Origin of the sequence: Elizabethkingia miricola (assembly GCF_001675285.1) — a bacterium.
GTDB lineage: Bacteria > Bacteroidota > Bacteroidia > Flavobacteriales > Weeksellaceae > Elizabethkingia > Elizabethkingia miricola.
The window spans coordinates 56170-81325 of sequence record NZ_LSGQ01000027.1; the positions used below are offsets into that span (position 1 = coordinate 56170).

Consider the following 25156-nt stretch of genomic DNA (forward strand, 5'->3'; position numbering starts at 1 on the left):
TATCACTTACTCTTTGTTTTGTATTCAATAACTGTATTAGACCAATCCATTTCAAAGTAGCCAGATTCGGGAATTTTACTTATTTCTATAGATTCGTAATTTCCATAACCTCCGGTCTTAGGGTCTATCCATTTTGAATCTGCTGTCCATAACCATGGATCTACAACACCTGGAACTTTTTGTAGTTTATCTATAAGACTATTTAGAATCAATTCACCATTAAATGGCAGTTCTTTCATAAATTCATTTATAGCCTCTTCAAAAGGTTTATTGCCTAAAAGTTTATGATATCCGTTTTCATCTATGATTTTATCATCTACATAGATTGTAAGACGCATCTTTAGGATATCAGGCAGATAGTTGATAATAGTAAGCTTTACACCTGCATCACGGTATTCGTTTGCATAGGTTTTAAAGCCGTTATATTGGCTCTGTGTAATAGGCGAAAGTTTTCCGTTTGTTTCAGTAGCAATTTTCAAAATTAACCGACTTTCTTTATCGTCCTCAGATATCGCTGCATACTTGATAATTTTTGAAGCTGCTATCTGTTCATCCGTTTTGCCGGTATTGTCAAACTCATCTTTATCCGGGAGTAACTGAAAACCGAACTGAAAAGCTTTTGCCTTTTCTCTATACCAAAGAAGGCCATGAGCTTTCTCCTTTTTCAATAGATCTTCCAGTTCCTGTTGGTGTGAATCAAATATTAATTCATGTGTCCAGATCACTAATGTGAAAATGTCAAAAAGTATATTTTCAAAAGAAACTATTGAAAACTGATCATAAAAACTTTTCTGATTATCCAGCTCATAATATTCCTGTACTTTCGTATTGCTTACGAAATAATCTATAATTGACTGTTTTATTTCCTCTTTAGTACGTGCCATTATTCTACAATAAATGTTTCTTCTATTATCATATATCCTATTCCTCCCGGTCCTGGTATAATACTTCCGGGACTGAGTGCCGTTGCTGGCTGTTTTGATCTGAAAAGCCTTACATTATCCTCATTTATAATCCTTGTAACATTTATAATCTCACCAATTGCCAGATCATCAGTTATAGACTTATTATTTAGGATCGCAGCATTAATAATTTCGTCAAAGCTTCCTGACTGCTGAACAACCATATCAATAAATGATTGCCCCTGTTGTACTTTATTCATACTCGGCATCGATACTAAATTTTTGAAGGTTATAGAAATCCAGATGTTTTACCACCAGAGAATCTTTAGCAAAGTTTTCTTTAATCAGGTGTCTATACTCTAAAAGATCTTCACCTAATAATATCGATCTAAGACCAACACCCAAATCCAGATTTGTTTTAAAATCACCCTGCTCAGCAATGAGGATAGAAGCCATATTTTGCTCCAGAATAGGACCTAAAACCAACCCGGTTATAATCTTTCCGGAACTGTCTTTTTTTACGTCAATATTCAGGTCATAATTCCCGTTATCTGCTACCCGGTATTGTATGCCAAAGTCTTTAGTTTTCATTCGATATTACCGTTAAATGTTCCGGTTACAGGATTAGCCCCGGCAACCAGTCCGGTTGTATATTTTACTTGAGCTTTTGAAATCCAAGTAAAAAGAAGCCCTATAAATCGCCGAGAAAACTCCTGATCTGATAATTCCGTTTTGGATCTCATTTCTGTTAATAGACTTTCCAGATCTGAAATAGCCTTTTGTTTTTCGCTACTTAAACTCATTTTAAAAGCTTTTTAAAATTGGTTTCAAACTCATCTAATTTTGTAATGGTGTCCGGCAATGGAACACCTGACGGACCTACAGGCGTTGAAACCTTCAATGTTTTCAATAACATTGTCAGATCCTCAAATAATTGATAAAGGTTTATTTCATCGTTTTTCACACTTATTTTCTTGGATTCGCTGTCTATTTCGACTGCTACACCATTTTGGTTATATAGAAATTTCGTTACCTGGTCACACTTAATAACAGTTAAATTATCAATGCTTCCATCTGTAGAGATCATAAGCACATGAGAGCCAATAACCGGAACCATTAAAACAGAATCCTTTCCGTTTGCTGTAGCTTTTAACCTTACATCTACCAGCTCGATATCATCTACCTGAACAGAACAGGTATCGCCTGTTATTGCTGTGACAACACCGTCAATGGTTATCATGCCTTGTTTTGGCATCATGTCCCGGAACCGGCGTTTTAATTCTGCAATTTTGTCCATTAGTTGCTTAACTTTATTCCTGGTGTTATGGTTCGTTTTCCTCCGGATTCGCTAAAGGAGATCGTAACACTCTCAGCATAATAGCGTCCATCCTTATATGGATAATCTTTGTCGTAAATCCCTATGGTATAGCTAGGTTCTACGTATGGGATTAGCCAGCTATCAAATGTCCCTTCATAACCAGGAGCCATTTTATTTTTATATTCAACATCAGCAATAAGCTTTATTGCTTCTTTGCTCATTCTGCCTACTTTACGGGTGATCTTTTCACCGCCGGCATTTCCAACTGTGGTTTTAATGGTTTTGCCATCCAGTCCGACACTTTCGATAGTAACTTCAACTTTTCTATCCTCAGCCGATTTATATTCTAAAGAAGCACCTTCCTCAATATTATGCTGAAAGCTGTAATCAGTTTCACCACCTTTACGGGTATATGCCGGATGTATATGCAGCTCTTTGGTTTTCATATCGAAAAAAATATCCGCTCCGGTTTCTTCCTGGATCTTTGCTAATACATCTCTTCCGGTAGCCTGATAAATGGTAAACTTTTCATAGCCTATATTATAGTCACAAACAACCTTATAAGAAGGATCTATCTGGCTGCATACATATTGTGCTAATTCTTTAACCGTTGTTGTTTTATACTGCTTATTTTTAACTCCTTTCCTGAAAAGAAATAAAGCATCTTCACACATGATTTTCAAAGCGCCATCTACAGTGATAATTTCCCGAATGTAACCGGAAAACTCAGTTCTTAGATCAGAATCATAGCCTAATTTTATTCTAATTTCATCACCCCGTCCAATAGAATCCTGAACACGCAAAACCGTATTTTGGTCAGCTTCCGGAAGTATAACAGTTGCGATATCAACAAGGTTTTTAACTGATTTCTCAATTGTACACTCTGCCAATATTCCAAGCTGCCATTCACCTTCTTTATTTTTGATATAACAATCCCAATTCAATTGATACATTAGTCCTTTATTTTTTCTTGTGACCAATCTCCCATACTAACAGTACTTTTTTTACTTGCTTTTCTTCTGTAAATAAGCTGATAAGGAAAATCACTTAAAGCCCGTATTTCATAGGCTTGGACATTCTCACCTTTAGTAAATGGAAAACTAACTGATTCAATTACAATCCTATTAATATCTAGGATCTGTAAAGCTTCAGATCTAACTTCTATTGCATTAGCAGACAAAAGATATTGCCGGAGTTTTTCCATATCTTTTCTGGGATAGGTTTGTGCCGGTTTACCCAGCATTTTATCCCCATAAAAAGCACCTGTGATGGTTATTTTATAATCACCTGTTGTCCAACGTTCTTTTACTGAGCCAATTAAATTTTGACCGGCTTTTGCAACATTTCTTTTGGCAATAATATTCTCAGATTCAATACTTATAATAGGCTCCCACGGGAATAGATAAAAATCCTTTTCATCTACAGCTCTAAACGACAGTGGAAAAAACTGATTATCAGATTCTGTTGGCAATGTTCCTTTCCATAGCTCGTATTGATCATCATATTCAGGCTCATTAATGCCTACATCCTGAACATTTAAAGGCAGAAATCTTACCGGAGGTAAAACATGTTTACTGATCTCATTTTGCACCGCTGCAAAGCGTGGAATGCTTTTGGCAACCTGACTCCCCAATAATGAGGCAATCAATCCCGTTTCATTACTTATTTTCATCCTCCTGCTGTTATGGCGCTTGCCGTTATTCTTAAAAGTTCATCTAATACCTCTTCACCGGCCTTTTTCTTTGCGGATTCAAAAGATCCAGTAAAGCCTTTTATACCTACCTGTTCTCTAATATTAATAGTGATGTAGTTATGCTTTGTTCCGCCGGTTGCTATATCGCTATTTGCTTTTTTTCCGTCTTTTTTATCGTCATCGTCTCCGGATCCGCCTTTTTTACCTCCTCCAATTCCTCCAGTACCAGGTATACCAACAGGGGGTAAAATTCCAGAGTCTGTGGATCCCGATGTTTTGCCAGCGTTTAGCTTTTTAGTATAAGCATTACTAGCTGATTGACCGGCTTTCATTGCCCCGCTCCATCCGGAAACAACCTGATTACCAAATTTTGATGCAGAACCATAGCCACTAAGATCAATAGCTGCTTTTTTTCCGGTCTCCCAGGCTGTTTTCCAATCTCCTTTAAAAAAGGATAATAAAGCGGATCCAATGCCGGTAATTCCGGAAAGAAGTTCTTTAAAACGATTTATTACAAAATCTTTTATTGCTGTTCCAAACAGCTTCATAGCTTCCCAGCTTTTAAAAATCACGGTTCTAAAGCCTTCAAACTTATTCCAGCATACTACTACACCGGCAATTAATGCAGCAATACCGGCAACAATGAGCCCTATAGGGTTGGCGGTCATTGCGGCATTCCATAACCACTGTGCAGCAGTTACAATTTTTGTCCATAAAGCCTGCATCTTCTGAGCATTCGTAACAAACATGATAACCTGACCGACACCCTGAAATATTGGAACTAAATTGCCAACATCACGGGCAACTTCTGCTGCTACGTTCGCATATCCCATCCATGCATTAGTAGCATTGAAAAGCGATATTTTAAAATCATCAAGCTGAGCTTTTAACCTGGCATTCTTTTCTGCAGGGCTTTCCATTACAATGGCAGCCTGGTCATAAGCTGATGTAGTTCCTTTAACCGCTCCGGTTAATCTGTCTATTTCTCCGGTTTGCCCTATTAATGCCATTGCTGCATTACTATTTTCCTTTCCAAAGGTTGCAGATAATAGAGCTGAATCCTTTAATAAAGGTTTAAGCATATTAAGCCTTTGGCTTAAGGAAATGGATGGATTGTTGAGCTGGTTAATGTCAATGCCTAAAGCCTGAAATTCTGAACGCACTTTTTTAGGAAGGAATCGGCCCTGTCCTAATGTAGCGAGTACGTTTCTAAGAGCAACACCACCCTCGCTTCCTTTTTTTCCAGCAGCATCCAATACCTCAATAGCTGCATTGGTTTCCTCAAAAGAAACACCTGCACTTTTAGCAGCCATTCCGGACTGCTCTAAAGCTGCTTTTAATTGTGGTAATTCCGCGGATCCTTCTTTGGATGCAGCAGCCATAACATTCATCATGGATGCCATGATCTGACTGGCTTTTATGGGATCATCAGTGGATATTCCATACTGATTCATTGCCGTGGTTAAAACCTCCGTGGCTGCAATGGTATCACCGCCCATAAGTTTGGAAGTGTAACCAACCGTTTCGCCCATACTTTTAAGGGCTTTTGGGACTTTAGCAATCTCTGGGGACAACTGTCCCAGAATTAACTTATAAGACTCTACACCCTGAGCAGCAGAACCGCCGAAAGTTTTTGCTGCATTCCTGGCATAGCCTTCAATTTCTTTTAGTTTATCTCCTGCAACACCGGTAAGAGCTTCAAGATCCTTCATTGAAGAAGCGAGCTCCATACCTGGTCCATTTAGAGAAGAAATACCATCAGCTACACGGTTAATATTATTAAGGAAAGAATCCAGTCTAACAGCATTAAGTTGTGACTGGATTTTTTTAATCATTCCAGACGTTGACTGCTGTACACTATTAACATTTGCAATGATCTTTTGCTGACCTTGCATTTGCAAAACAATATTATACAGTAAGTTATTAGTCATGGTTATTTTCCGTTTTCTGATTTTCTGATATAAACAAGGTCCTGGACTTTTGAAGCCCATTCCTCGTCACTTAGCAGGCCGGGATCTGAGATATGAAAGTAATAGGATAGCTGAGCGTTGGTTATTCTCAGCCAATCCTTTTCCGGGTCAACTTTCGCCTGCTTTATAGCTTTACCATCTCAACCTCTTTAATCTCTACAAGTGCAGCTAAATGGTTTGAAATTGAAAGGAATAAGCCGTTATCTGTTTTTATTTCCTCATCTCCCGCAATCCAACAATCATCCAAAAGGATCTCATTATATTTAAGCGGGTCTGTCTGGCCGGCAACTGAGGCATAAGAAATTGCACGTCTTGTAGGTTTTCTTAGGTAACATACTTTTTCACCTACGATAAATTTGTAAATGTCGCCATGCTCCTCCTTCCAGGCTTTGATTTGTTTTTCTGAAACTTCTGTATTCATACTATTGATATTATTTAAATTCCGTCGTCAATGAAAAGGGCCACAAATGGGATTGAAACCTCTGCGAACTTATCGCCCTGTTTCCATTCCTCTTCCTCGGCTGTAAACATTAAGCTCTCAACTCTTTTTGTAGTCATTGCGTTACCCTCAGTAGGATTACCATAGCATAACAATGCATCGAGCATAAGGCTTAAAATTGTCCCTTTACCGGCTCTTTGTAAAGCCTGAAACTCAGACGTGAGCATTGTTATTTCACCCTCATAGGTAAAATTGCCGGTTTGGATAGATCTGGGTTGTCTCCCTTTTGCATGTACAGGCTCTCTTTCAACCTTTTTTGAAGATTTAAAGCCTCTGAATCCGGCAATATCTCTACCGCCTAACATTAGGGTAAGATCTCCCCATTCGTATTCACGGCCGTTAATTTTGATTTTTTCTAACATGGTTTAGTTTTTATTCGAGTTCAAAGCCCACCGTTACGTTAATCCAACGATTATACCCGTACGGTCTTACCTTTACCACAACTTCAATTTTGGAAGTACGCACAATGTTTTGTGAAGGATCTACAAAACACTCAACACCCTTATCCCGTTTGTTCTCAGGATCACTGCTGAGATCTTCACCCATTGTGTTGCTGATTTTCATCACAACAGCCGTTTCCATAGTTTTAGCATACGCCGCCACAATGCTTCCGTCTGAATTAGCCGGAACTTCATCCAGGAGAAAATCTAAAAGAGCTTCATAAGACAATCTGACAGCTTCATTTATAACCCTTCTACGAGATAAATAATGATAATCGTCATTTACACTACATGCCAAAGGATCGTCGATAATATAATAACCGGCACGGCTTTGATGTGTTGTAAATGTGATATAGCCTTTATCGTATAAAGCTTCTGTATCATAGTTTTCAACAGCCTTATCACCGATATATAAAGTCGGAGCTGCTAAAGCGCCATTTCTTACCTTTCCGGGATTTACTCTGGTAGGATAAGCTGCCAATCGTCCGGCAAGAACGCCAACGGCTGCACCTTTTGAGGCTGTCGCTCCGGATTTGGTTTCTGTATCACCAATTAAAACACCTACTGCATTGAAATTCTTTGCAGATAGATCTTCCAGAGTTACTTTATTACCGTCAAAGGCGTAACCTTCGAGAATAGTAAAGAAAGGAGCGTATTTGCCTACTGTATAATTCTCAAATAAGGTCTGAGCCTTTTGAGCTGCCAATAATACATCAGCATCAATGCCTTTAGTGACTACAGGAGCTACCGTTGAATCGTTTACAGTGAACAAGCCTCTTATTTTTCCTTTTGCAGCATTTAATAATGCTTCAACCGGAGTTATTCCATCGGTTGGCGTAAACCAGTCTGAAACTTTCTGAGTTTTCGGCATTCCTAGGATCCAACATTCTGAACCCTCACCGGCTTCTGTATAAAACTCTGATAAAGCCTTATATAATCTATGATTGTCAATACTGTCAACCAGCTTAAGATCTGCAACATCCTTCATAGATTTTAACTGGTAAACAGTTCCCACCTGGAAACCATCAGCTACAGATACAGCACTGGCGACAAAGCCAAAGCATCCTGTATCTAATGGCGTTACCGCTCCGATAACGCCATTTTTAAATGATATACTAATCTTTGGTTTCATTATGCGCCTTTTTCAAGTTCTGCAATTCTTACTTCCAAAGCTTCTACCACAGATTTACGTGGCTTATCCAAAGCTTGGTCTGCCTCCAAGTACTCTTTTGCAGTTTCCAGATCCATGTCCGGAACTAATGCCAGAATATCGGCAGCGGATTTTTGCTTAGAATCGGATTCTGATTCTGATTCCGATCTTTCAACATGCTTTATATTCTTGTCTTCTAAACCAGAAGCGTGATTTTTAGCCATGTTTTCGGTGTAGAATGGAGTTCCATCGGAAGTCTCCCAATATTCCTTTAGGTTTTTATTATCTTTAAATACACTATTCATGTGTTGCTTTTTTACCGTTAAGTTGTTTATACTTTTTTAGCTCGTCAATAAGAGCTCTGTTCTCATCCGCAAGGGTGTTGAAACGCTTTTCCAAATCAGCGAGATCATTAAGCGCCTGCTTATAGAGCTCATTCATTTTTCGGGTTTCTTCCGTTGCTTCTTTCCAGCGTGCGCCGATATCCTCTAATTGTTCTCGGTAGATCTTTACGGCCTTTTCGACATTGTCCAACTCTGAGGTTTGAACGTCTGCGAGGTTTTTCCGTCTGGCCGCAAACCACCCGCCCAATGAGGTTACAATGCCTACTACGGCCGTAAATACTACCTCCTTCACAATAATGGTTTAGATAATAGCCCCCATTTGCTCCTGTTTAGCAGGCATAGCAATAAAATAATGGCGGTAGTTTAATAAGTTTGACTGTTCTGTTGGAGAATCAGCAGCTTTGCGGAAATACTGTTTTGTAAGACCTGTTTTTTTAGCCACGTTGTTTTTATGGAATACAACAGATGCAATTTTGTCTGTAGATTCTTTTATTGCTCCGAAAGGTTTTTTCTTTCCGGTTGCATCATAACGCGGATTGCCTACGTAGGAATAGGTGTTAAATCCTGCAATCATTCCGTTTACTTTCCCGGTATTGATGTTGGCAATCTGATCCCCAAATCTGTTTCTATCCAATAAAAGGATATTGACGTGATCTGTGGATAATACCAATCTTCTGTCCTCTTCCGGAACCTCTTCGGCATCTAAACGGCCTTTAAGCTCTACAATTTTTTGATAGAAAGCTTCTGCCTTCTCGGATCCTTTTGTTAATCCTGTAAAATCAACAGTTACAACCGGAGTTTTTGGAGTGTCCTGAGCAGGAGCCTGAGCATGGATAGCTTTTCTGTACTTTGTAGAATTGATCTGTGTCATGTGTCCACGAGTTGCAGAATCAATTCTGGCATAAGAAGCTCCAATGATTTGATCATCAGTTAATGATGTTGCTTTTGTCTGGTATTTATCCAGTTTTACAAGGATTTCAGTATCTGAAAACTCCTGTACTGGAATTGGGTAAGTTGTATTGTTAATCAATACTTCCGGTTGGAAAGTTTCAATAGGTACGTGAATTACATTCATTTCTGATGCAGAACCTGCACCCATTTCTACAACTTCTACGTCAAGTTCAGGAATTCCGTCTAACCACGGCGCCACATTCAATGTGGTTAATAAAGTGATTACACGAGCTAACCAAACTTCTGGAAAATTTGCTGGCATTTTTTTATAATTTAAGGTTATTAGTTTTTAGAAAAATCAGCCTCCTCCATAGAAAAAGGAGGCTGTTCAAAATATAGATATGAAAAGAAGAGTTGTTAACTGAATAGCTTTTTATAAGCCTCAGGCTGACTATTTTTAAACTCCAATTGAGCTGTCAAATCCAGTTTTTCAAAATCATCCAGTGATTTTATTGCACCAAAATCTCCTGTAGGTACTGTCTGACCTGCTAAAGTTACTTTTGTAGGAATACTACCAACTAATGACTTATATAAGTCCGGAGACTGGGCATGAAGCTTAATAAATTCATCTTTTTTGGTAGCATCAATCTTACCGGCTTTAATATCTGCCTCAACAGTATCAGCGGATAATTTTGCTTTCTTGTCTTTTTCCAGATCTTCAAAACCCTGAATTTTCTGTTTAGCACTGTCTAACTCAGATTTTAGGTTAATGATCTTTTCATTTACGACATTTTCGTCGTGCTCTAAGGATGTGCCGGGTAGCCCTAATGCAGATATCGCGGCAATAGATAACGTGATCTTTTTCATGGAATTATTTAAATTGAATTTTGAAACATCAGATGCCATTAACAAAATGTCAGATACTTCCGTTTCTGCCAGTTCTTTAAAACTTTCTTCTGTGGAAGCATAGAGTTTAATAGCGTTGGCATTGTTAGGAATAGCGACGATAGAAGCTTCTAAAGCCTCAGATTTTACCAGATCATAGACATCATCCGGAGCTATAATAAAATTGCTCATAGAGAAAGGATTGAGCCCTAAACTGCAACCTTTAAGAAAGCCCCTTTCTACCTTTCCCGAAATTTTAGCAGCATTTGGATCTGCATCATCAAACACAGCCTCAGCCGTTAACAAATGGCCTTCGATCTGGATATTTTCCCAACGTCCAATAACAGCCTCATTGCCCTCTTTATGATAATCTAAAATCACAGGATTAGCCTTGAATCTTGCAAGGTCCAACCCAGCATTTGAAACTCTGAATCCGTACTGGTTTATTTTTGTTTCGTCATTAAGTATGAACTTATGTTTTGACATCTTTTTTGTCGTTTAGACCACAAACATCCGATGTCATTCGAGGCAAAAAAAATAGTTGTACAGAACCTGAACAACCTTGTACAGAAGTTGTACAACTATGTCCAGAAACTGGACACCTTTTTTTAATCCCTATAGTATTCCGGCAATTTTGCTACAAACTATAACCTATGGGACTTAAAAAAACCGAGCAAAAGGAATATGCTAAGTTCCTCTACACCGAAAAGAATTTAACTCAAAAAGATATCGCTGAAAAAGTAGGCGTTACAGAGAAAACACTAATCAAATGGATTAATGAAAATGACGGTGAGTGGAAAAAGCTGAAAAAGTCATTATTGACCACAAAAGCAAGTCAGATCAATCGATATTATGAACAATTGGACCGTATGAGTTCCGATATCGAAAACCGTAAAATAATTTATGATGTCCCGGCTCATTTACTCAAACCTATAAAACTGAAAGATGCTGATGGCTCGGAATATTTGGAATACCCGGATTATAATGAATCAGATTACCCAATTAAAGTAGGAAACTTTCCAACCAGTAAGGAAGCTGACATTATAACCAAAATTACGAATGCCATTAATAAACTGGAAGGCGAAGTTTCTGTAGGTGAAACCGTGCAGATCGCTATGACATTCTGTGAATACGTCCGTGATATAGATTTTCAGGCATCTCAACAGATTAGCGAGTATTTCGACATGTTTATCCGTGAACAATTGAAATAATGGCTAAAAAGTTATCAGATAAGAAACATTTAGACATTTGGTCATTGTTCCGGGACAACATGTCCCGGAGTACTCCTGTGGATATCCACGAAACGGAAATAGAAAAAAAGAAGCGTATAGCCTATCTGGAAGCTCATCCAGAAAAATGGAATGCTTATTATTTCCCGCTGTTCTATACTCATAAACCCGCTGTTTTCCACTTAGAAGCATCGAAACGGGTTATTGAAAACTCAGAATGGTTTGAAGTTCGTTCCTGGTCCCGGGGATTTGCTAAATCTGTCAGAACAATGATGGAATCACTTTACCTGTCTTTGACAAAAAGAAAGAAGACCTGGTTAATGATTTCCAATACAGAGGATAATGCCATCAGATTATTGGCAGCCTATAAGAATGCTTTAGAATCAAACAACCGTATTATCAATGACTATGGTATTCAGAAACAGGTCGGCAAATGGGAGGATAAAGAATTTACTTCAAAATTTGGTTTCAGCTTCCGGGCATTAGGTGAAGGCCAGTCGCCCCGTGGTACTCGTAATGATGCATACAGGCCGGATGGTATTCTGATAGATGACTTTGACACAGATGAAAAATGCCGTAACAAAGACCGGGTTAAAAATGGAACTGACTGGCTTTTAGAAGCGGTTATACCTACAAGAGGATCAGAAGACTTATTAGTCATTGTCAACGGAAATATTATTGCAAAATACTGCACAGTTACAATTCTGGGACCACTTGCAGATCATTGGGATATTGTAAATCTGACGGATAAACAAGGGAATCCAAATTGGAAAGATAAATACCCTAAAGAAACAATCCATAAGATGGTTTACAATTCCAAAGGGAAGCGTAAAATGACTAAAAAAGCCGAGCAAAAGGAGTATTATAATAATCCGAGTGCAGAAGGTGATACATTCAAAGTCTTCAATTATGGCAAATGTCCGCCACTTAAAAAGTGTGAAAAGGTTGTTACTTATATAGATCCATCTCCTTCCAATAATAAAGAAAAAAACAGCTCATCCAAAGCTGTTGTTATTGTTGGGCTATATCAGGGAAAATACTACATCTATAAGGTTTGGCTGGGTAAAGCTACCAATGCCGAAATGGTAGGTTGGATCGCTCTGGCTTACCACTATTTAGATAAACACGGAATCGATGCTAAAAAAATATTCATAGAGAATAATAGTTTGCAGGATCCGCACTATCAACAAGTCATCAAACCACTTTTAGAGAAATACAGAAAAGAACATGGCATAAAGCTTCCCGTTCGGGAAGACAAAAGAAAAAAGGCCGAAAAATTTGACAGACTTGAAAATATGGCTGATGAAAATAATTGCGGTGATATCATTTTCAACGAAGAGGAAAAGGAAAACCCGATGATGATAGAAATGGAAGATGAGTGGCTGGGAGTTTCCAAAGATTCTAAAGAGATGGACGGACCTGATGCCGTGGAAGGAGCAAAAACAATGATAGATACCCGCGTGGTAAAAGAAGACTTAGGCTATGCCTCGGGGCAAGTTGAATCCCGTAAATACTAAAATTATGTTTATACAACCAGAAGAATTAGGCACTACAATCTATAACTATCAGATTGAACAGATCACCGAAGGCGATGAGAGTATTGTCATTCAAGCTATACAATCAGCAGAATCCGAGTTAAGGGCATATCTCGTGGCTAACAATAAAAGAGAGTGGAAAGATGGAAGGATCCGTTATGATGTAGGAAAAATTTTAGCAGCAACCGGAGCAGACAGAAATCCGTTATTGGTGCGCCACTGTGCCACAATAGCAAAATGGTATATCGCTGAGCTCTGCAATGCTGATTATATCTATGAACATTGCAAAGAAAGGTATGATCGTGCAGTAACATGGCTGAATAAACTAGCAAAAGGAGATATAACACTAGATACTTTGCCTGCACTAGTAGATCCAACGGATCCGGGCACTGAACCCAACGAGACCGATCCATTTATCTATGGAAGCCGGGAAAAATTCATACACGAATAATATTTAACAATGAAAAAGTTTTTTAAAACAATTGTTTTTCAGATTGGAGTTGATGTTTTAGGTTTTCCAGTATTCCATAAACACGAGATAGAAAACAGAAGTCTTGTAAGTGATTCTGTTTATTTCAAAGCATATTCAAAAAAATAACCATGTCCAGAAATTACCGTAATAACTACCAAAAACCGTATAATAAAAATAAGCTTGCCGGAGCTCAGGCACAAGGCAAAAAAAGTTCTGTAGGCTCCAAGCTCTATCCTCAGCTTGTAGATAAATCAATATCACAGACCAGGCAGGATATAGCTAAATATAAAGCTGCATTAAATAGTTTTAAAAATGCCGACAATCCTATTTCATACCTGATATATAACCTTTATGATTATATATTGGATGATGCTTTATTGACCTCTCAGATTGAAAACCGTATTCAGGATTCTTTGGGATCCTCTTTTAACCTAAAAAAAAGAGGGGGTGATATAGATCCGGAACTAACAGAAACGTTGCAAAATTCTGAGCTATTCAATGAGCTTATTAAGCAAATTATTAATACAAGATTCTACGGACATTCTGTAGTTGAATTGGATTGGGTCCAGGAAGGACAGAACGAACCACAACTGAAAGTGAATTTATTACCGCGTCAGAACATTATTGCCAAAAAAGGGAAATTTGTTCCGGATTATAATGAGGATAAAGGCATAAATTATAGAGAGCTCCCGGAGTTTGGGACATGGCTTTTAGAATTTGGCAATCCTGGTGAATTAGGTTTACTAAGCAAAGCCATTCCACATGCTTTATTTAAGCGTTTTGCACAATCATGCTGGTCTGAACTCTGCGAAATTTATGGAATACCTCCACGGGTATACAAAACAGATGCTCAGGATCCGGCAGCGGTTGCAAGAGGTAAAAAAATGATGCAGGATATGGGATCTGCTGCATGGTTTATTATCGATACGACAGAGGAATTTGAATGGGCTAAAGGAGTTACAACCAATGGTGATGTCTATCATAACCTACTTACTTTCTGCGACAATCAAAATACACTATTAATGTCCGGAGCTATTATAGGTCAGGACACTAAGAACGGATCCAGATCCAAAGATGAGGCAAGTCAGAAAATGCTTGAAAAATTAGTATTGGCGGACATGGCACTCGTTGAAATGTACATGAATACCAAAGTAATGCCGGCTTTGGCTCGTATTGGTATTGTACCGGCTGATTATATTTTTGCCTGGGAAATATCAGAGGATCTTTCAGAACTATGGGCCAGAACCATGCAGGCACTTCAATATTATGAAGTGGATCCGGAGTGGGTAAAAGAAAAATTCGGAATTGCTATTACCGGGAAAAGAGAAAACAACCCTTTACAGGCAGGTAACGGACAATTTAATATAGCAGAAAGTTTTTTCAATTAAGGGCTGGCAATAGGCCGTTATTTGTCAGTCCGAAAATATATTTCAGCGGTTTACACATGCGATTAAATTCACTTTATGAGTGTAATTGCGATAGATGTAAAGCTGGAAAAATCAACCTGGCATCCGGAGAGGAAAATCCTGTTTTTAAATCTGTTTTAAATGCTGCTGAAAAAGCATTTAAACACCTTCACGAGAAAGGAGGTTATAAAGCAGAAGATATAAAGGATAAACCATATCAGAATCTGATTAATGAAACTGTAAAAGTTTTTGACTCAGCAATAAAAGATAATGATATTCCGCCGGCAATGCTTGCAAAATTACAGAATGATAGTTTTGTATTCTCAGGGCTTAAAACACATGCTCAATTACTGGAAGCTTCTAGCATGCTGCGTGATGACAAAGGGCAAATACGAGGATTTGACAGCTTTGCAAACGAGTTTAACAAGGTTAATATAGCTTATAACCAAACTTATCTCGAAGCTGAATATCAATTTGCTGTTAGCAGTTCTCAGAGTGCCGCCAATTGGGCGGAATTAGATCCGGACGGACGGTATAATCTGCAATATCGGACTGCAAATGACGACAGAGTAAGGGCGGAGCATGCCGTTTTGCAAGATACTACGCTGCCAATAGATGATCCGTTTTGGTTGTCTTATTATCCTCCAAATGGTTGGCGTTGTCGTTGTACAGCAGTTGAAGTATTGAAAGCGAAATATGAGGTTTCCGATTCTGAAAAAGCACTTAAAAAAGGAGAATCTGCAACAACTCAAATAGGTAAGGATGGAAAAAACAGATTAGAGATGTTCAGGTTTAATCCTGGTGCAGAACAAAAAGTTTTTCCGCCAAAGCATCCATATAATAAAGTGAAAGGCGCTGATACTGTTAAACAGGCTTTAGATGACAAGCCTCTAAAAACAGTGAAAGATCTCAGCCAGCATTTTGAAAATTTTGCTTCCAATAACTCAGAAATGTTCCAGCGTGGCTTTAAAGAAATCAAGGTAACAAGGCAAAAAAGCGTTAACGGATTTACGGATCTAAACGGAATGATTGCCCTAAAACCGGATATCATTAAGCCGATTATCGAAGGAATCAACAATATTAAAAAAGGAGAAAAAACAACCTTTGACCAGGAAAAAGCGATATCCACTTTACACCATGAAATTTGGCATAATGCCAATAAGCCTGGTATGATGAGATTGACTAAAGACACAACCAAAACTATGGAGCTTGCAAATGAATTTGTATCAAGAAAAACACTGCCGGAGTTTATGAAAAAAATAGGTGGTGAACTTCAAAACAAAGAGCTTGTAGATAACCGGGATAATACCGGTTATAATAAAATGGTTGTGAACTATGATAAGATTATAAAGTGGTCTGATTCGGATCCTAATAAGGTGCTAAATACCGTAAAGGAACATCTAATTGAAGGCCGTTATGATAATCAGATGACCGGACTTGTAAAAGCCATAAAAGAACATAGTAAGTATGAAATTAAAGACAGCACGATCAGAGCTTTCATTAATTACGGAAAGCAATATGACAATGACAAATTTCAGCAATTATTGGATGGTAATACTGATCTCTTAAGACAAAGAGAGTAGTTCAGTTTTAAACAAAGATTCCAGTTTGGACTTTAGATCTTCTATTTTATAGTAGTCTGCAAAAGTATATAGATACAGAATCCGTTCCTGTTCATCTGATAGGTCATTATCTGACGAAACAAAAATAACAGGCTTATCCGGGAACAATTCTGCGATATCATATACAGTTACTTTCCGGAGATCTAAATTTTTATATGTGGAACTATTTTCCATAAAAGCAAAATTACAACTTATTTTTATATAGCAATGGATCTAAAAGAATTTCATCAGAATATCATTAAGGATGTTAAAACCGAGGTGATGGAGGAGTTTGATAGAAACTTCGAGCGAAAGGCTTTTTTTGACAAGAAGTGGCCATCTAATATTTTAGTTAATAGAAAAGGATCCATGATGGCACGAAGTAATAATTTGCGCCGTGGATATCGTGCCAGGATTGAAGGTGAAAAAATTGCGTTCTCCAATTCTATGCCTTATGCATCCATTCAGAACGAAGGTGGTGAGATTACTGTAACTGCCAGAATGAAAAAATATTTCTGGGCAATGTATTATCAGGCAACCGGAGGAATAACCTATAATATCAAAACTAAAGCTGTAGCTAAAACGAAAAAGAATGCCCATCTAAGTATCGAAGCTGAGCAGTTTAAAGCTTTGGCATTAATGCCAATAGGCAAAAAAATAAAAATTCCGGCAAGGCGGGTAATAGGACCACATCCCAGAATAAACGAAATCATTCAGAAAGTCGTGGATTCACATCTTCCGGCTATGAATAATTTTATAAATAATAACCTTAAACAACGTTAATTATGGACGAAATAATAACAGCGATTATTAACAAGCTGAATGAAGTTCCAGAGCTCATACATAAGGACGAAAATTGGGGACAATTACAGCTATATGGTATTGAATGCCCGGTAAGCTGGCCATGTGCTTTAGTTGATATTTCAGCCGGACAATTTTCTAACAATGGGAAAGATATTCGATTAACCCCCACAAACCGACAGGAAGGCGTCATTTCAATCGAAATAACTGTAGCTAATATAAAGCTTAGTAATACCAGTTTTAATGCTCCTATTGGCCAGAAAAAGAACGCTTTTAAAATTTGGGGACTTATTGAAAAGGTACATCAAGTAATACAGGGCTTTAAACCTGTTAATAATGCCGGCGGAATGACAAGGGCTTCTTTTCAATCAGTTACAAGGGACGACGGAATACAGGAAAAAAGAATTGTATATACTATTGGACTCCACAATTGTTAGCATTTATTTCCGCTAACTGCTTTTCAATAGGTGTGCTGAGAATAGTATTTAAAGTGCTTCTGCTGATTGGGTATTTAGGATAAATATGGCGTCTGAGAACCTTTGTGTCAGGAATATCCTCAGTTTTATGTTCCAGGTATAAATCTTTTATCAATTTATAGCGGAGTAAAGTATTGCGTTGTAATGTTTTAGCCATGTTACAATGCAAAATAAGGAAATTATTTCCATTTTTACAACGCTTATAAACAAAAATGGTAGCGACAATAATGTCGCTACCATTTTTATTCATCTGAAATCATATAGAAATAATTTTCAAGATATGTATTAGGATTATCTCCATTAATATCTATTTGTTCTTCTAGCTTCTCTTTATACATCCTGCCAATAAATTTGTTTTCAGAATTATAAAACTCATAATTACTATCAGCTTTATAAATGGTAAAGAAAGGTTGTTCATTATTCGCTTTTATTTTGGCTTCTTTTAAAGCTTTATAATATAAAGCAAAAGCTAAAGCAGTATTATTATCCCCTTTTTTTTTAGATTCTGCAATGATATACTGACATCTATCAAGATTCTGATCTAAGTTTTCATTTTTTAAATGAAGTACCTTATTAAATTGATGAACAACGTCATTATAGGTTATCTGTCTGAAAATTGTTTTCTCTTGACCGAAAATTAAGCCAGATAATAAAATAAATATGTATAAGAATCTTTTCATATTTCAAATATAAGTAAAAAGCCTACATACAAATAGCCTATTCCTTAATAAGTTGAGATATCATATTATTAAAGGCTTCCTGATCAATATTAGATTTCTTTTGAGGTGAAAAAACAACTGTTGTCTGTTCTCCATCGACTTTCACATTATAATCTATTATCTGCTTAAGGTTTGTTGATGATATCTTTTTAAAAATATCCTTAAAAAATCCATTTCTTTTAGTTACTCTAATTTCTTCCATTTTTTCTATTAATATTTGTTAAGTAAAAAAGCCCCGGCAAACAAATAAAACCGAGGCCATGCCAATTTTAAATTTCATCCACATGTTAAACTTAATCTCCTTCATTTTCTGATACAAAAATAATCCTGTATTTTTTTTATTCATTACGGATATCCGTAACACGATTTAAAATTTTATTCTATGCTACTCTAAAGGTGGTTTCTTATGAAATAATTTTAAAGCAACTGATTCCATTTTAGTACATGGTTCCGGCTCCTCTCCCGGAAGTAAAGCGAAATAATTAGTTTCTATATTACCTCGTTTGTCCGGATGTGATACAACATAAACAATATTATAGCCTTTTCTTTCCAGTGCCTCTTTTACCTCATTAAAACTATACTCGTGGCAGTTTATTTTCATTGTCTCTTTCTCTGATAGGTTAATTTATGTTCCATTTAAATCTGTTTTAAAGTTAATTTTTCAAGTTTTTTCTTTGCCAAATACTGAACTGTATATTCATCTTTCTTCTTTTTATTTTTAACATACCATTGTCTCATATATTCCTTTCTGTAATCACGGTTTTTGTCTTCCCACTTTTTATTGCGTGCCCTTTTTTGTTCCTTGTTTCTTTCATCATAAGCACGCCTGCTTTTTTTGAATTTTTCTGGATTGTTATTTCTCCATTCTTTTTGTTGTATATTAATACATGTTTTGCAAACATTTCTAGTATAAATAACATTTCTGGATTCTTTCAATGCAAAAAATGCTATTGGTAAACACTTATTACATTTTGTACATACTTTTTCTTGATAATTATTAGTTAAGTCAACTTCTTTAACTGTTCGATAACTATAACTAAAACCTTTAATTTTACTTAAACAGCCTTTAAAATCTAATTCCAAAAGAACAGCATCGTGTACAACATCTTCATAACAATTTGGAAATTTGCTTCGGGCAATGGAAATAAGTTTATTGTATTCCGAAGTACTAATTGTAATTCTCATAACCAAATATGTATTTATACTAAATTTTATCTGCTAGCCAGTATTTACCAGAAATATATGATTGAGGATAAGGCATTGCAGTTCCGTCAGCCTTCTTTTGAGTATGCAGCTTTGGAATGTATAATAAAGCTTCAATTTTTTCTGCATCTGTAAGTCTTTCCCAGTAACGCTGCGCACCTGGTATCTTTCCCTTTTTGTATGCAAACAGATTCCAGAAGTTTGAAAAGCTCAAATCTGTAGGAATTTCCATATAAGTAAACTCTAAAGTTTTATTTTCAATCCTGGTCCAAATATCAGATTCTGTTAATGGGATCCTTCCTGGTTTAAATATCCAGTCAATTGTTGACTCTTTCCAGCGTTCTCCAGAAAACTCCAATTTCACCAAAACGCCGAATGTATCATAACTCAAATAGATCTTATGATCACTCTTTTTGTGTAATGCTACATAATTTTTCATTGTAATTGTTGGTGTAGTTCGTTTTTTAATTGCATAACAGTGTTATTTTCATACGGTCCAAAAGAATCCGGGAAATAAATTTCAAAATCAGTCAGGAAGCGATATAAAGCGTCAGCTTTGTAGTATGCCAGCTTTAATATAAAAGATTTGTCTTTTTGCCTTGTTTTAATTGCTTTCTGTAGCAGTTCAGTTCTAAGATCCCAGCAGATAGAAACAGACGTTTTTAACTGCCTACCTATACCGCTAAAGGTTAATCCATCCAGTGAAGCCATACAGTTGTTGAGCACAACCAGCTTACCATTGTCCATAGGAAGCAAAATTTTACCTTCCATCTTTGCCTTCAATTCTCTACTATTCATATTTTCTTTTATTAAGTGAATTCAAGCCTTCTATCTTGTTTAATAATTGTTGTTTTAAAAGGAAATTTGTCTTTAGGAACCTGCCTAATCATGAATATTAAATTTGCTGATCCGCAAAAGAGTATATTTTTATCGCCTTTTCTTTCTATTTGCAAAGTGAGAAGCTCTGTTCCGGGCTTTACCTTCGACGGCTCCACTTTATAATCAAGTATCAGTATTTCAGTGTTTATAATTTTATCTATGCTTATTTTATCACCTATGAAGGTGCTTTCTTTTGGTTTTATTCCTAATTCGCTAAAGTTGAACATCCCAGTTTTTTAAGTAAGTTTTTTGAATCACAATGCTTTGTCCAACCTTTATAAGAAGCAATTGAAGCTTTGTTTGGTCTTTTTTTGAGCATTCGGGCAAAACGTTTTTTGATTGATTTACGTAGTAAAACATGTGTGTGATAATGTTTGTAGCCTACAAAGTCAATTCCTCGTTTTGATACTGGAAATACTTGCCAGTTATTTTTTACTGTTAATTTTAAACGCTCTTTAAAGTAGGTTTCAATTTCTTTTAAAAGCTGATGCAGATATTCTTTACTATCAGATAAAATAACCAGATCATCTGCATACCTGAAATAATACTTTACTGATTTTTGTTCTTTGATCCAGTGATCGAAATAGGTTAAGTAAAAATTTGCTAAAAACTGACTTAAATAGTTACCAATAGGAAGCCCCGGCGCACTATCTATAATTTCATCCAGCAACCAAAGCAGATCAGTATCTTTAAATTTTCTTCGTAGTAATGTTTTTAGTATTTCGTGGTCAATGTTTGGATAAAATTTTTCAACATCCAATTTTAGACAATAGGTAGTTTTTTCGACATTTTTTAAAGCTTTGCGTACTGCAAAAGAAGCTGCATGAATACCTTTTCCTTTTATACAGCTATAAGAGTCAGCAGTAAAAGTTGAAACGAATATCGGCTCTAAGATGTTCATTACTGCATGATGTGTAATTCTATCAGGGAAGAACGGCAGACGGTATACTTCACGCTCTTTTGGTTCATACACTTTAAACACTGAGTATTCAGATGTTTTATAGCTTTTCATACGTAACTGGGTGTTAAGCTTCATAATATTATTTTCTTTATTCTTATTATGCAGCATAATGCCGTATCTGTTAGCCTTTCCTTTCTGGGCTTTTTCATCAGCAAGCATCAAATTTTCGATGCTGATAATTTTCTCGTATAGATTGTTTAATCTTTTCATTTTGCCTTTGCTTTTAAAAAAGTCGTTTTCGGAAATCCTACCAACGCCTTTTGGAAAGTGAGTTGTTTTTTGCCAAGAGGCATGGTTTGCAGTGTTAAATAACATAGGTGAGAGCTGACATTCGAATTCGAGTTATCGTAATCGTAGTCGTTGTACGAGAACCTGCCAGACGAAGAACTACAGCAACACACTGCACAACCTTTATTTTCAATTATTCAATTACAAAATATTCTCTGTAAATGGTTTCAAACTGTTTTCCTGCATATTCTGCTAAATCCCTGCTTTTAAAGCAAAGGCGAGAGCCGACACACGAAGCCGAGTAAACGCAAGCGCAGTCGACGAACGAGAACCCGCCAGACGAAGAACCTTCCATATCAAAATAAGGGTGATACTTATACTCGTCGTCATTATCCCAGTCAGGTTCCCATCCTTCATTTAAAGCCATAGCAATAATGCATAGCTTGTAATGTGCGAATAGTGGTTTTTGTAATTTAGTAGGAATAGTTTCTAAATCTGGGTTTTGTGGAGTAATTCCTAAAACATCACAAGCATCTTCGAAACTTTTTACTCTGTCTTTGATATCCTTAGGCTTTTCAGCAAACTTTACAACACCTGTCGCTTTATCAAAAGTGTCAATTTTGTACCCTTCCGGGATTTCAATTTTTAATTCGTTCATAATAACTGTTTTTTAAAGGGTTGTGAATTTCTTATAGATACTTATAAACTGAGTTCCGGCATATTTTGCAAGCTCACTGCTCTTGTAGCAAAGGCGAGAGCCGACAGCCGAATGCGAGTGACCGTAATCGCAGCCGACGGACGAGAACCCGCCAGACGAAGAACCCATTCTAAACCATGGATAATATTTAGTCTGATTATGATCATTCCAATCTGGTGTCCAACCTTCATTTAATGCTGATGCAATCAGTTTTATCTGTTTATATGCAATTTCATCATCTGTTAGGCTAAGACATTCCATTGAAAAGGTTTGTGGTTCTATACTGTGATAATTCAGCACATCATTAAAAGTCTTAATACGTTCTTTAATGTCTTTTGGTTTAGCTTCGAATTTTACTACACCTGTAACTTTGTCGAAAGCTCCAATCTGGAAGCCTTCAGGAATTTGAATTTTTAATTCGTTCATGATATCTATTTTATAATTGAAATTTTTATTTTCTTCTTTTCTTAGTTGCAAATAGTGAGATCGTACCACCGATAATGGCTATAATCAGGAAGAACATAAGGAAGAATCCCAACGGTCCCCAGATAGGAGCTAAAACCCACCACCATGACCAGTCTATTGTTTTTGTTAGTTTCAGTACAATAAATACTATTGCAATTACCGTGAATAGGCCAACGCCTGTGTTTTCTGTTTTCATTTGAATTTAGATTTAGTTATGTTTTCTAATGCGACAATAATTTTTGATAATTCCTGCTTTGTCATTTGTTTAAGTGGCTTCTTTACAGGAGATCTTTCAGATTTGAGCCAACCACCAAGCCGATTAAGATCTACAAACCGCGGATTATTTGGATTAACCCAACCCAGAGTATGGCAATGGCTAAGAATTGTCCTGTGTTGGTTGTTTTTATGGTCAAAAAGCGCATAACTGCTATGATCCATATTTTTACCAGTGTTGAAAAAGTAAATCAATTCATCAGCCTGCAATTCGGTTAGATCCTTTATTGATGTTATCGGAGATCCGACCATTTCGGAAAGCATTTCCAATCTTTCCTCACGATTTCTAAATTTTGCGCTACAAATGGTTTGTAGCTGTGTAATCTGCCTAGTGGTTATTGTGCTCATATCTAATTTTTATCTTTAAAAAAATAGGCTCCTATTGTTACGCCGAATACAAAACCTATAATGGTGACGGCTATACCGCCTATTAATGCTAATGCTACGTTATCAAGAAGCATAAGAGAAATTCAATATTATAGGAATCCATTGTCCGTTTCGATTTCGGCGTTCAAAGCGGATATAATCTTTTGAGTGTTTATAGCTATAGGATTCTTTTAATAACTTAATTCCTTCCTTCCAATTCGGATCATCGAAACGATCTTCCATACTATAAAGCTTCTGCACCTGATCAATGTCTAAAGCTCCGTTTTTCCTCTCCAGACACAGCATGATAAAATCACGTGTATCGGCATCACCTCCGAATTTATTATTGATAAAGTCTATAATATGTTGTTCAGCCTGATTTGAACGTTCGTCAAAGGTTCCTTTTCCCTGTTTTTTAAGAATGATTTTCATATCATCAACCTCTATCGTGCAGGATCCTTTTCCGTCCTTGTGACGCTTACTATATGACTGTAGTACTTCATACAGTTTATACATTAGTGTAAATGCCTTATCCCGGAATCTGGTTAAATGCAGCCCGATTTCCTCAGCTTCTGGAAACAGATCCTTTACTGTTTCAGCTCTTAATTCCTCATAGGCTATTCGATTGTCCTCACGTTCTTTTGCTTCCTGCTGCTTTCTCTCAGCTAATAAAGCTTCTAATTCTTCTGTTGTGTACTGTTTTACTTCTGACATGGTTTTTTAGTTTATTTAAGTGGATTAGTTCTGTTGTAGTACGCCGGGTTCAACTCTTCAATGGTTTTTTCCTGCAGACGCTCTTTAAATGTTGAGCTTAGGGGAGGAAAAGGAGGCATTTCGGATTGAAAAATGAATTCTTTCAGTTGTAATAATTTAAATTTCAGTTTCAATGCCTTTTCTTCCTTTTGGTTTTGTTCAGCCTGTTGTTTTGCCATACGCTCATCACGCTCTTTTTCTCTAGCCTCAGGATCTTTATCTTTACTAAATCCTGAAAAAAGCATTTCTGACATCATAAACATTCCGAAATCTGCTTTGGAAATACTGTCTACTGCTTCATTAAGCATTTTAAAATCCTCTTCTGTAAATAATTCTTTTAAATTGTTCATTTCTATAATTTTTATGGGTTAATTTTAATTTTCTGTTTCTTCTAAATCTGAGCGTTCTGAAAGCTTTTCCATTTCTGTCAAAAATGTTTCTTGCATTTCCTCGGTAGCTAAAACATGATTGATAAACAACATACTAGTTGATTTAGCATTACAATTTTTTAGTACATGAGCCTTTTCGCCATCATCAGTGATAAATATTGCAGGATATTTAGCATCTGAAAGCTTTTGCATAACGGCAGTTACCTGATCTATTAATTCTTGTGTCATAATATTTAGTTAAGATTAAATTCTAGTTTTGGTTTTTGTAGTGTTTTTTCTTTTAATAGGGATGCAGGGTAATAATCCTCCAGCTCGTAAGCATAATCACAGATCTGTTTGTAATAGATCTCCCGGCTGTCTTCTATATCTTTGGTTAGATATCCTGAGTATTCCCGAACAAAACGGCGCTCTACCAATAAGCCCCACTGGTTACGATAGTATTTCCACAAAGCTTCACTATTTATCAGATCTCTGTCATTGTGATAAAACCGGATCGCCATTGCCTCACACCAGGTCACAAAAAATTTGTGTATCAGATTATCGTAATAATGATCAGTGTAACCGATTGCGCCGATGGTTACTTTTCGGAATTTTTGATTTTGTAAGTCCAT

Annotated in this window: 40 protein-coding genes; 8 read left to right on the forward strand and 32 right to left on the reverse strand. The window is 36.7% G+C overall.

The window, feature by feature from the left end; translation table 11 throughout:
- Positions 1-2: 2 nt before the first annotated feature.
- The 15 genes from ATE49_RS12065 to ATE49_RS12135 form a co-directional block, all read right to left on the reverse strand.
- Complete coding sequence (locus ATE49_RS12065) at positions 3-884, reverse strand: hypothetical protein (RefSeq protein ID WP_065082385.1); 882 nt, start codon at positions 882-884, stop codon at positions 3-5.
- On the reverse strand, positions 884-1162 hold the full coding sequence (locus tag ATE49_RS12070) for a hypothetical protein (RefSeq protein ID WP_065082386.1): 279 nt from the start codon (positions 1160-1162) through the stop codon (positions 884-886). The genes ATE49_RS12065 and ATE49_RS12070 overlap by 1 nt, the downstream gene beginning before the upstream one ends.
- Positions 1155-1493, reverse strand: a complete 339-nt coding sequence (locus tag ATE49_RS12075) for a hypothetical protein (RefSeq protein WP_065082387.1) — start codon at positions 1491-1493, stop codon at positions 1155-1157. The genes ATE49_RS12070 and ATE49_RS12075 overlap by 8 nt, the downstream gene beginning before the upstream one ends.
- Positions 1490-1705 carry a hypothetical protein gene (locus ATE49_RS12080; protein ID WP_065082388.1) on the reverse strand — a complete coding sequence of 72 codons (216 nt, stop codon included), beginning with the start codon at positions 1703-1705 and terminating at the stop codon, positions 1490-1492. The genes ATE49_RS12075 and ATE49_RS12080 overlap by 4 nt, the downstream gene beginning before the upstream one ends.
- Positions 1702-2199: a hypothetical protein gene (locus ATE49_RS12085; protein WP_065082389.1), complete on the reverse strand. Its 498-nt coding sequence runs from the start codon at positions 2197-2199 to the stop codon at positions 1702-1704. The genes ATE49_RS12080 and ATE49_RS12085 overlap by 4 nt, the downstream gene beginning before the upstream one ends.
- Complete coding sequence (locus tag ATE49_RS12090; RefSeq protein WP_065082390.1) at positions 2199-3173, reverse strand: hypothetical protein; 975 nt, start codon at positions 3171-3173, stop codon at positions 2199-2201. Before ATE49_RS12090 ends, ATE49_RS12085 begins: the two co-directional genes overlap by 1 nt.
- The gene (locus ATE49_RS12095; protein ID WP_065082391.1) at positions 3173-3892 is read right to left on the reverse strand and encodes a DUF6046 domain-containing protein; all 720 of its coding nucleotides are present in this window, start codon (positions 3890-3892) and stop codon (positions 3173-3175) included. Before ATE49_RS12095 ends, ATE49_RS12090 begins: the two co-directional genes overlap by 1 nt.
- Positions 3889-5844: a phage tail tape measure protein gene (locus ATE49_RS12100; RefSeq protein WP_090346979.1), complete on the reverse strand. Its 1956-nt coding sequence runs from the start codon at positions 5842-5844 to the stop codon at positions 3889-3891. Before ATE49_RS12100 ends, ATE49_RS12095 begins: the two co-directional genes overlap by 4 nt.
- 163 nt (positions 5845-6007) lie before the next feature.
- Positions 6008-6304: a hypothetical protein gene (locus ATE49_RS12105; protein ID WP_065082393.1), complete on the reverse strand. Its 297-nt coding sequence runs from the start codon at positions 6302-6304 to the stop codon at positions 6008-6010.
- 14 nt (positions 6305-6318) lie between these two features.
- Entirely contained in the window at positions 6319-6744 is a 426-nt protein-coding gene (locus ATE49_RS12110) for a hypothetical protein (RefSeq protein ID WP_065082394.1), read from the reverse strand.
- A 10-nt stretch (positions 6745-6754) separates the two neighbouring features.
- Positions 6755-7954 carry a DUF2586 family protein gene (locus ATE49_RS12115; protein WP_065082395.1) on the reverse strand — a complete coding sequence of 400 codons (1200 nt, stop codon included), beginning with the start codon at positions 7952-7954 and terminating at the stop codon, positions 6755-6757.
- Positions 7954-8277: a hypothetical protein gene (locus ATE49_RS12120; protein ID WP_065082396.1), complete on the reverse strand. Its 324-nt coding sequence runs from the start codon at positions 8275-8277 to the stop codon at positions 7954-7956. The genes ATE49_RS12115 and ATE49_RS12120 overlap by 1 nt, the downstream gene beginning before the upstream one ends.
- Entirely contained in the window at positions 8270-8506 is a 237-nt protein-coding gene (locus ATE49_RS12125) for a hypothetical protein (RefSeq protein WP_260256181.1), read from the reverse strand. The genes ATE49_RS12120 and ATE49_RS12125 overlap by 8 nt, the downstream gene beginning before the upstream one ends.
- A gap of 111 nt (positions 8507-8617) precedes the next feature.
- The gene (locus ATE49_RS12130) at positions 8618-9529 is read right to left on the reverse strand and encodes a hypothetical protein (RefSeq protein ID WP_065082398.1); all 912 of its coding nucleotides are present in this window, start codon (positions 9527-9529) and stop codon (positions 8618-8620) included.
- A 95-nt stretch (positions 9530-9624) separates the two neighbouring features.
- Positions 9625-10578 (reverse strand): hypothetical protein, encoded by a 954-nt coding sequence (locus ATE49_RS12135; RefSeq protein WP_065082399.1) that lies wholly within the window; start codon positions 10576-10578, stop codon positions 9625-9627.
- A 167-nt stretch (positions 10579-10745) separates the two neighbouring features.
- On the opposite strand from ATE49_RS12135, the gene ATE49_RS12140 reads away from it, so the two are divergent.
- The 6 genes from ATE49_RS12140 to ATE49_RS12160 are packed head-to-tail and all read left to right on the forward strand — an operon-like array spanning position 10746 to position 16317.
- Positions 10746-11303, forward strand: coding sequence for a helix-turn-helix domain-containing protein (locus ATE49_RS12140; protein ID WP_065082400.1), 558 nt, complete (start codon positions 10746-10748; stop codon positions 11301-11303).
- Positions 11303-12838 (forward strand): hypothetical protein, encoded by a 1536-nt coding sequence (locus ATE49_RS12145; protein ID WP_065082401.1) that lies wholly within the window; start codon positions 11303-11305, stop codon positions 12836-12838. Before ATE49_RS12140 ends, ATE49_RS12145 begins: the two co-directional genes overlap by 1 nt.
- A gap of 4 nt (positions 12839-12842) precedes the next feature.
- Entirely contained in the window at positions 12843-13307 is a 465-nt protein-coding gene (locus ATE49_RS12150; RefSeq protein WP_065082488.1) for a phage protein Gp36 family protein, read from the forward strand.
- A 9-nt stretch (positions 13308-13316) separates the two neighbouring features.
- Positions 13317-13454, forward strand: a complete 138-nt coding sequence (locus ATE49_RS20225; RefSeq protein WP_155759305.1) for a hypothetical protein — start codon at positions 13317-13319, stop codon at positions 13452-13454.
- A gap of 2 nt (positions 13455-13456) precedes the next feature.
- The gene (locus ATE49_RS12155; protein WP_081278471.1) at positions 13457-14716 is read left to right on the forward strand and encodes a phage portal protein family protein; all 1260 of its coding nucleotides are present in this window, start codon (positions 13457-13459) and stop codon (positions 14714-14716) included.
- A gap of 56 nt (positions 14717-14772) precedes the next feature.
- Positions 14773-16317: a phage head morphogenesis protein gene (locus ATE49_RS12160; protein WP_065082402.1), complete on the forward strand. Its 1545-nt coding sequence runs from the start codon at positions 14773-14775 to the stop codon at positions 16315-16317.
- On the opposite strand, the gene ATE49_RS12165 is transcribed toward ATE49_RS12160, so the two are convergent.
- Positions 16300-16530 (reverse strand): hypothetical protein, encoded by a 231-nt coding sequence (locus ATE49_RS12165; protein WP_065082403.1) that lies wholly within the window; start codon positions 16528-16530, stop codon positions 16300-16302. The two genes, ATE49_RS12160 and ATE49_RS12165, sit on opposite strands and share 18 nt — an antisense overlap.
- A gap of 33 nt (positions 16531-16563) precedes the next feature.
- Here ATE49_RS12165 and ATE49_RS12170 point away from each other — a divergent pair, with 33 nt between their 5' ends.
- Complete coding sequence (locus tag ATE49_RS12170; protein WP_065082404.1) at positions 16564-17118, forward strand: hypothetical protein; 555 nt, start codon at positions 16564-16566, stop codon at positions 17116-17118.
- 2 nt (positions 17119-17120) lie between these two features.
- A complete protein-coding gene (locus ATE49_RS12175; protein ID WP_065082405.1) occupies positions 17121-17573 on the forward strand; it encodes a hypothetical protein in 453 nt (150 codons plus the stop codon).
- 281 nt (positions 17574-17854) lie between these two features.
- On the opposite strand, the gene ATE49_RS12185 is transcribed toward ATE49_RS12175, so the two are convergent.
- The 16 genes from ATE49_RS12185 to ATE49_RS12260 all read right to left on the reverse strand — a co-directional run bounded on the left by ATE49_RS12185 (position 17855) and on the right by ATE49_RS12260 (position 25156).
- Complete coding sequence (locus ATE49_RS12185) at positions 17855-18292, reverse strand: hypothetical protein (protein ID WP_065082406.1); 438 nt, start codon at positions 18290-18292, stop codon at positions 17855-17857.
- A gap of 37 nt (positions 18293-18329) precedes the next feature.
- Entirely contained in the window at positions 18330-18533 is a 204-nt protein-coding gene (locus ATE49_RS12190) for a hypothetical protein (protein WP_065082407.1), read from the reverse strand.
- 183 nt (positions 18534-18716) lie between these two features.
- Positions 18717-18932 (reverse strand): hypothetical protein, encoded by a 216-nt coding sequence (locus ATE49_RS12195; RefSeq protein WP_065082408.1) that lies wholly within the window; start codon positions 18930-18932, stop codon positions 18717-18719.
- A gap of 35 nt (positions 18933-18967) precedes the next feature.
- A complete protein-coding gene (locus ATE49_RS12200; RefSeq protein ID WP_065082409.1) occupies positions 18968-19516 on the reverse strand; it encodes a hypothetical protein in 549 nt (182 codons plus the stop codon).
- 19 nt (positions 19517-19535) lie between these two features.
- The gene (locus tag ATE49_RS12205; protein ID WP_065082410.1) at positions 19536-19973 is read right to left on the reverse strand and encodes a hypothetical protein; all 438 of its coding nucleotides are present in this window, start codon (positions 19971-19973) and stop codon (positions 19536-19538) included.
- Positions 19970-20332, reverse strand: a complete 363-nt coding sequence (locus ATE49_RS12210) for a hypothetical protein (RefSeq protein WP_065082411.1) — start codon at positions 20330-20332, stop codon at positions 19970-19972. The genes ATE49_RS12205 and ATE49_RS12210 overlap by 4 nt, the downstream gene beginning before the upstream one ends.
- 11 nt (positions 20333-20343) lie before the next feature.
- Positions 20344-20640: a hypothetical protein gene (locus ATE49_RS12215; protein ID WP_065082412.1), complete on the reverse strand. Its 297-nt coding sequence runs from the start codon at positions 20638-20640 to the stop codon at positions 20344-20346.
- Positions 20619-21689: an RNA-directed DNA polymerase gene (locus ATE49_RS12220; RefSeq protein WP_221407075.1), complete on the reverse strand. Its 1071-nt coding sequence runs from the start codon at positions 21687-21689 to the stop codon at positions 20619-20621. The genes ATE49_RS12215 and ATE49_RS12220 overlap by 22 nt, the downstream gene beginning before the upstream one ends.
- 106 nt (positions 21690-21795) lie before the next feature.
- On the reverse strand, positions 21796-22260 hold the full coding sequence (locus tag ATE49_RS12225) for a hypothetical protein (RefSeq protein WP_065082413.1): 465 nt from the start codon (positions 22258-22260) through the stop codon (positions 21796-21798).
- Between the two features lie 12 nt (positions 22261-22272).
- Positions 22273-22725 carry a hypothetical protein gene (locus ATE49_RS12230; protein ID WP_143349673.1) on the reverse strand — a complete coding sequence of 151 codons (453 nt, stop codon included), beginning with the start codon at positions 22723-22725 and terminating at the stop codon, positions 22273-22275.
- A gap of 25 nt (positions 22726-22750) precedes the next feature.
- On the reverse strand, positions 22751-22960 hold the full coding sequence (locus ATE49_RS12235; protein ID WP_065082415.1) for a hypothetical protein: 210 nt from the start codon (positions 22958-22960) through the stop codon (positions 22751-22753).
- Complete coding sequence (locus ATE49_RS12240; RefSeq protein ID WP_065082416.1) at positions 22957-23385, reverse strand: hypothetical protein; 429 nt, start codon at positions 23383-23385, stop codon at positions 22957-22959. Before ATE49_RS12240 ends, ATE49_RS12235 begins: the two co-directional genes overlap by 4 nt.
- Positions 23386-23487: 102 nt before the next feature.
- Positions 23488-24117 carry a DUF3164 family protein gene (locus ATE49_RS12245; protein WP_065082417.1) on the reverse strand — a complete coding sequence of 210 codons (630 nt, stop codon included), beginning with the start codon at positions 24115-24117 and terminating at the stop codon, positions 23488-23490.
- An 11-nt stretch (positions 24118-24128) separates the two neighbouring features.
- Positions 24129-24506 carry a hypothetical protein gene (locus ATE49_RS12250; protein WP_065082418.1) on the reverse strand — a complete coding sequence of 126 codons (378 nt, stop codon included), beginning with the start codon at positions 24504-24506 and terminating at the stop codon, positions 24129-24131.
- Between the two features lie 24 nt (positions 24507-24530).
- Positions 24531-24773: a hypothetical protein gene (locus ATE49_RS12255; protein WP_065082419.1), complete on the reverse strand. Its 243-nt coding sequence runs from the start codon at positions 24771-24773 to the stop codon at positions 24531-24533.
- A gap of 5 nt (positions 24774-24778) precedes the next feature.
- The gene (locus ATE49_RS12260; RefSeq protein WP_065082420.1) at positions 24779-25156 is read right to left on the reverse strand and encodes a hypothetical protein; all 378 of its coding nucleotides are present in this window, start codon (positions 25154-25156) and stop codon (positions 24779-24781) included.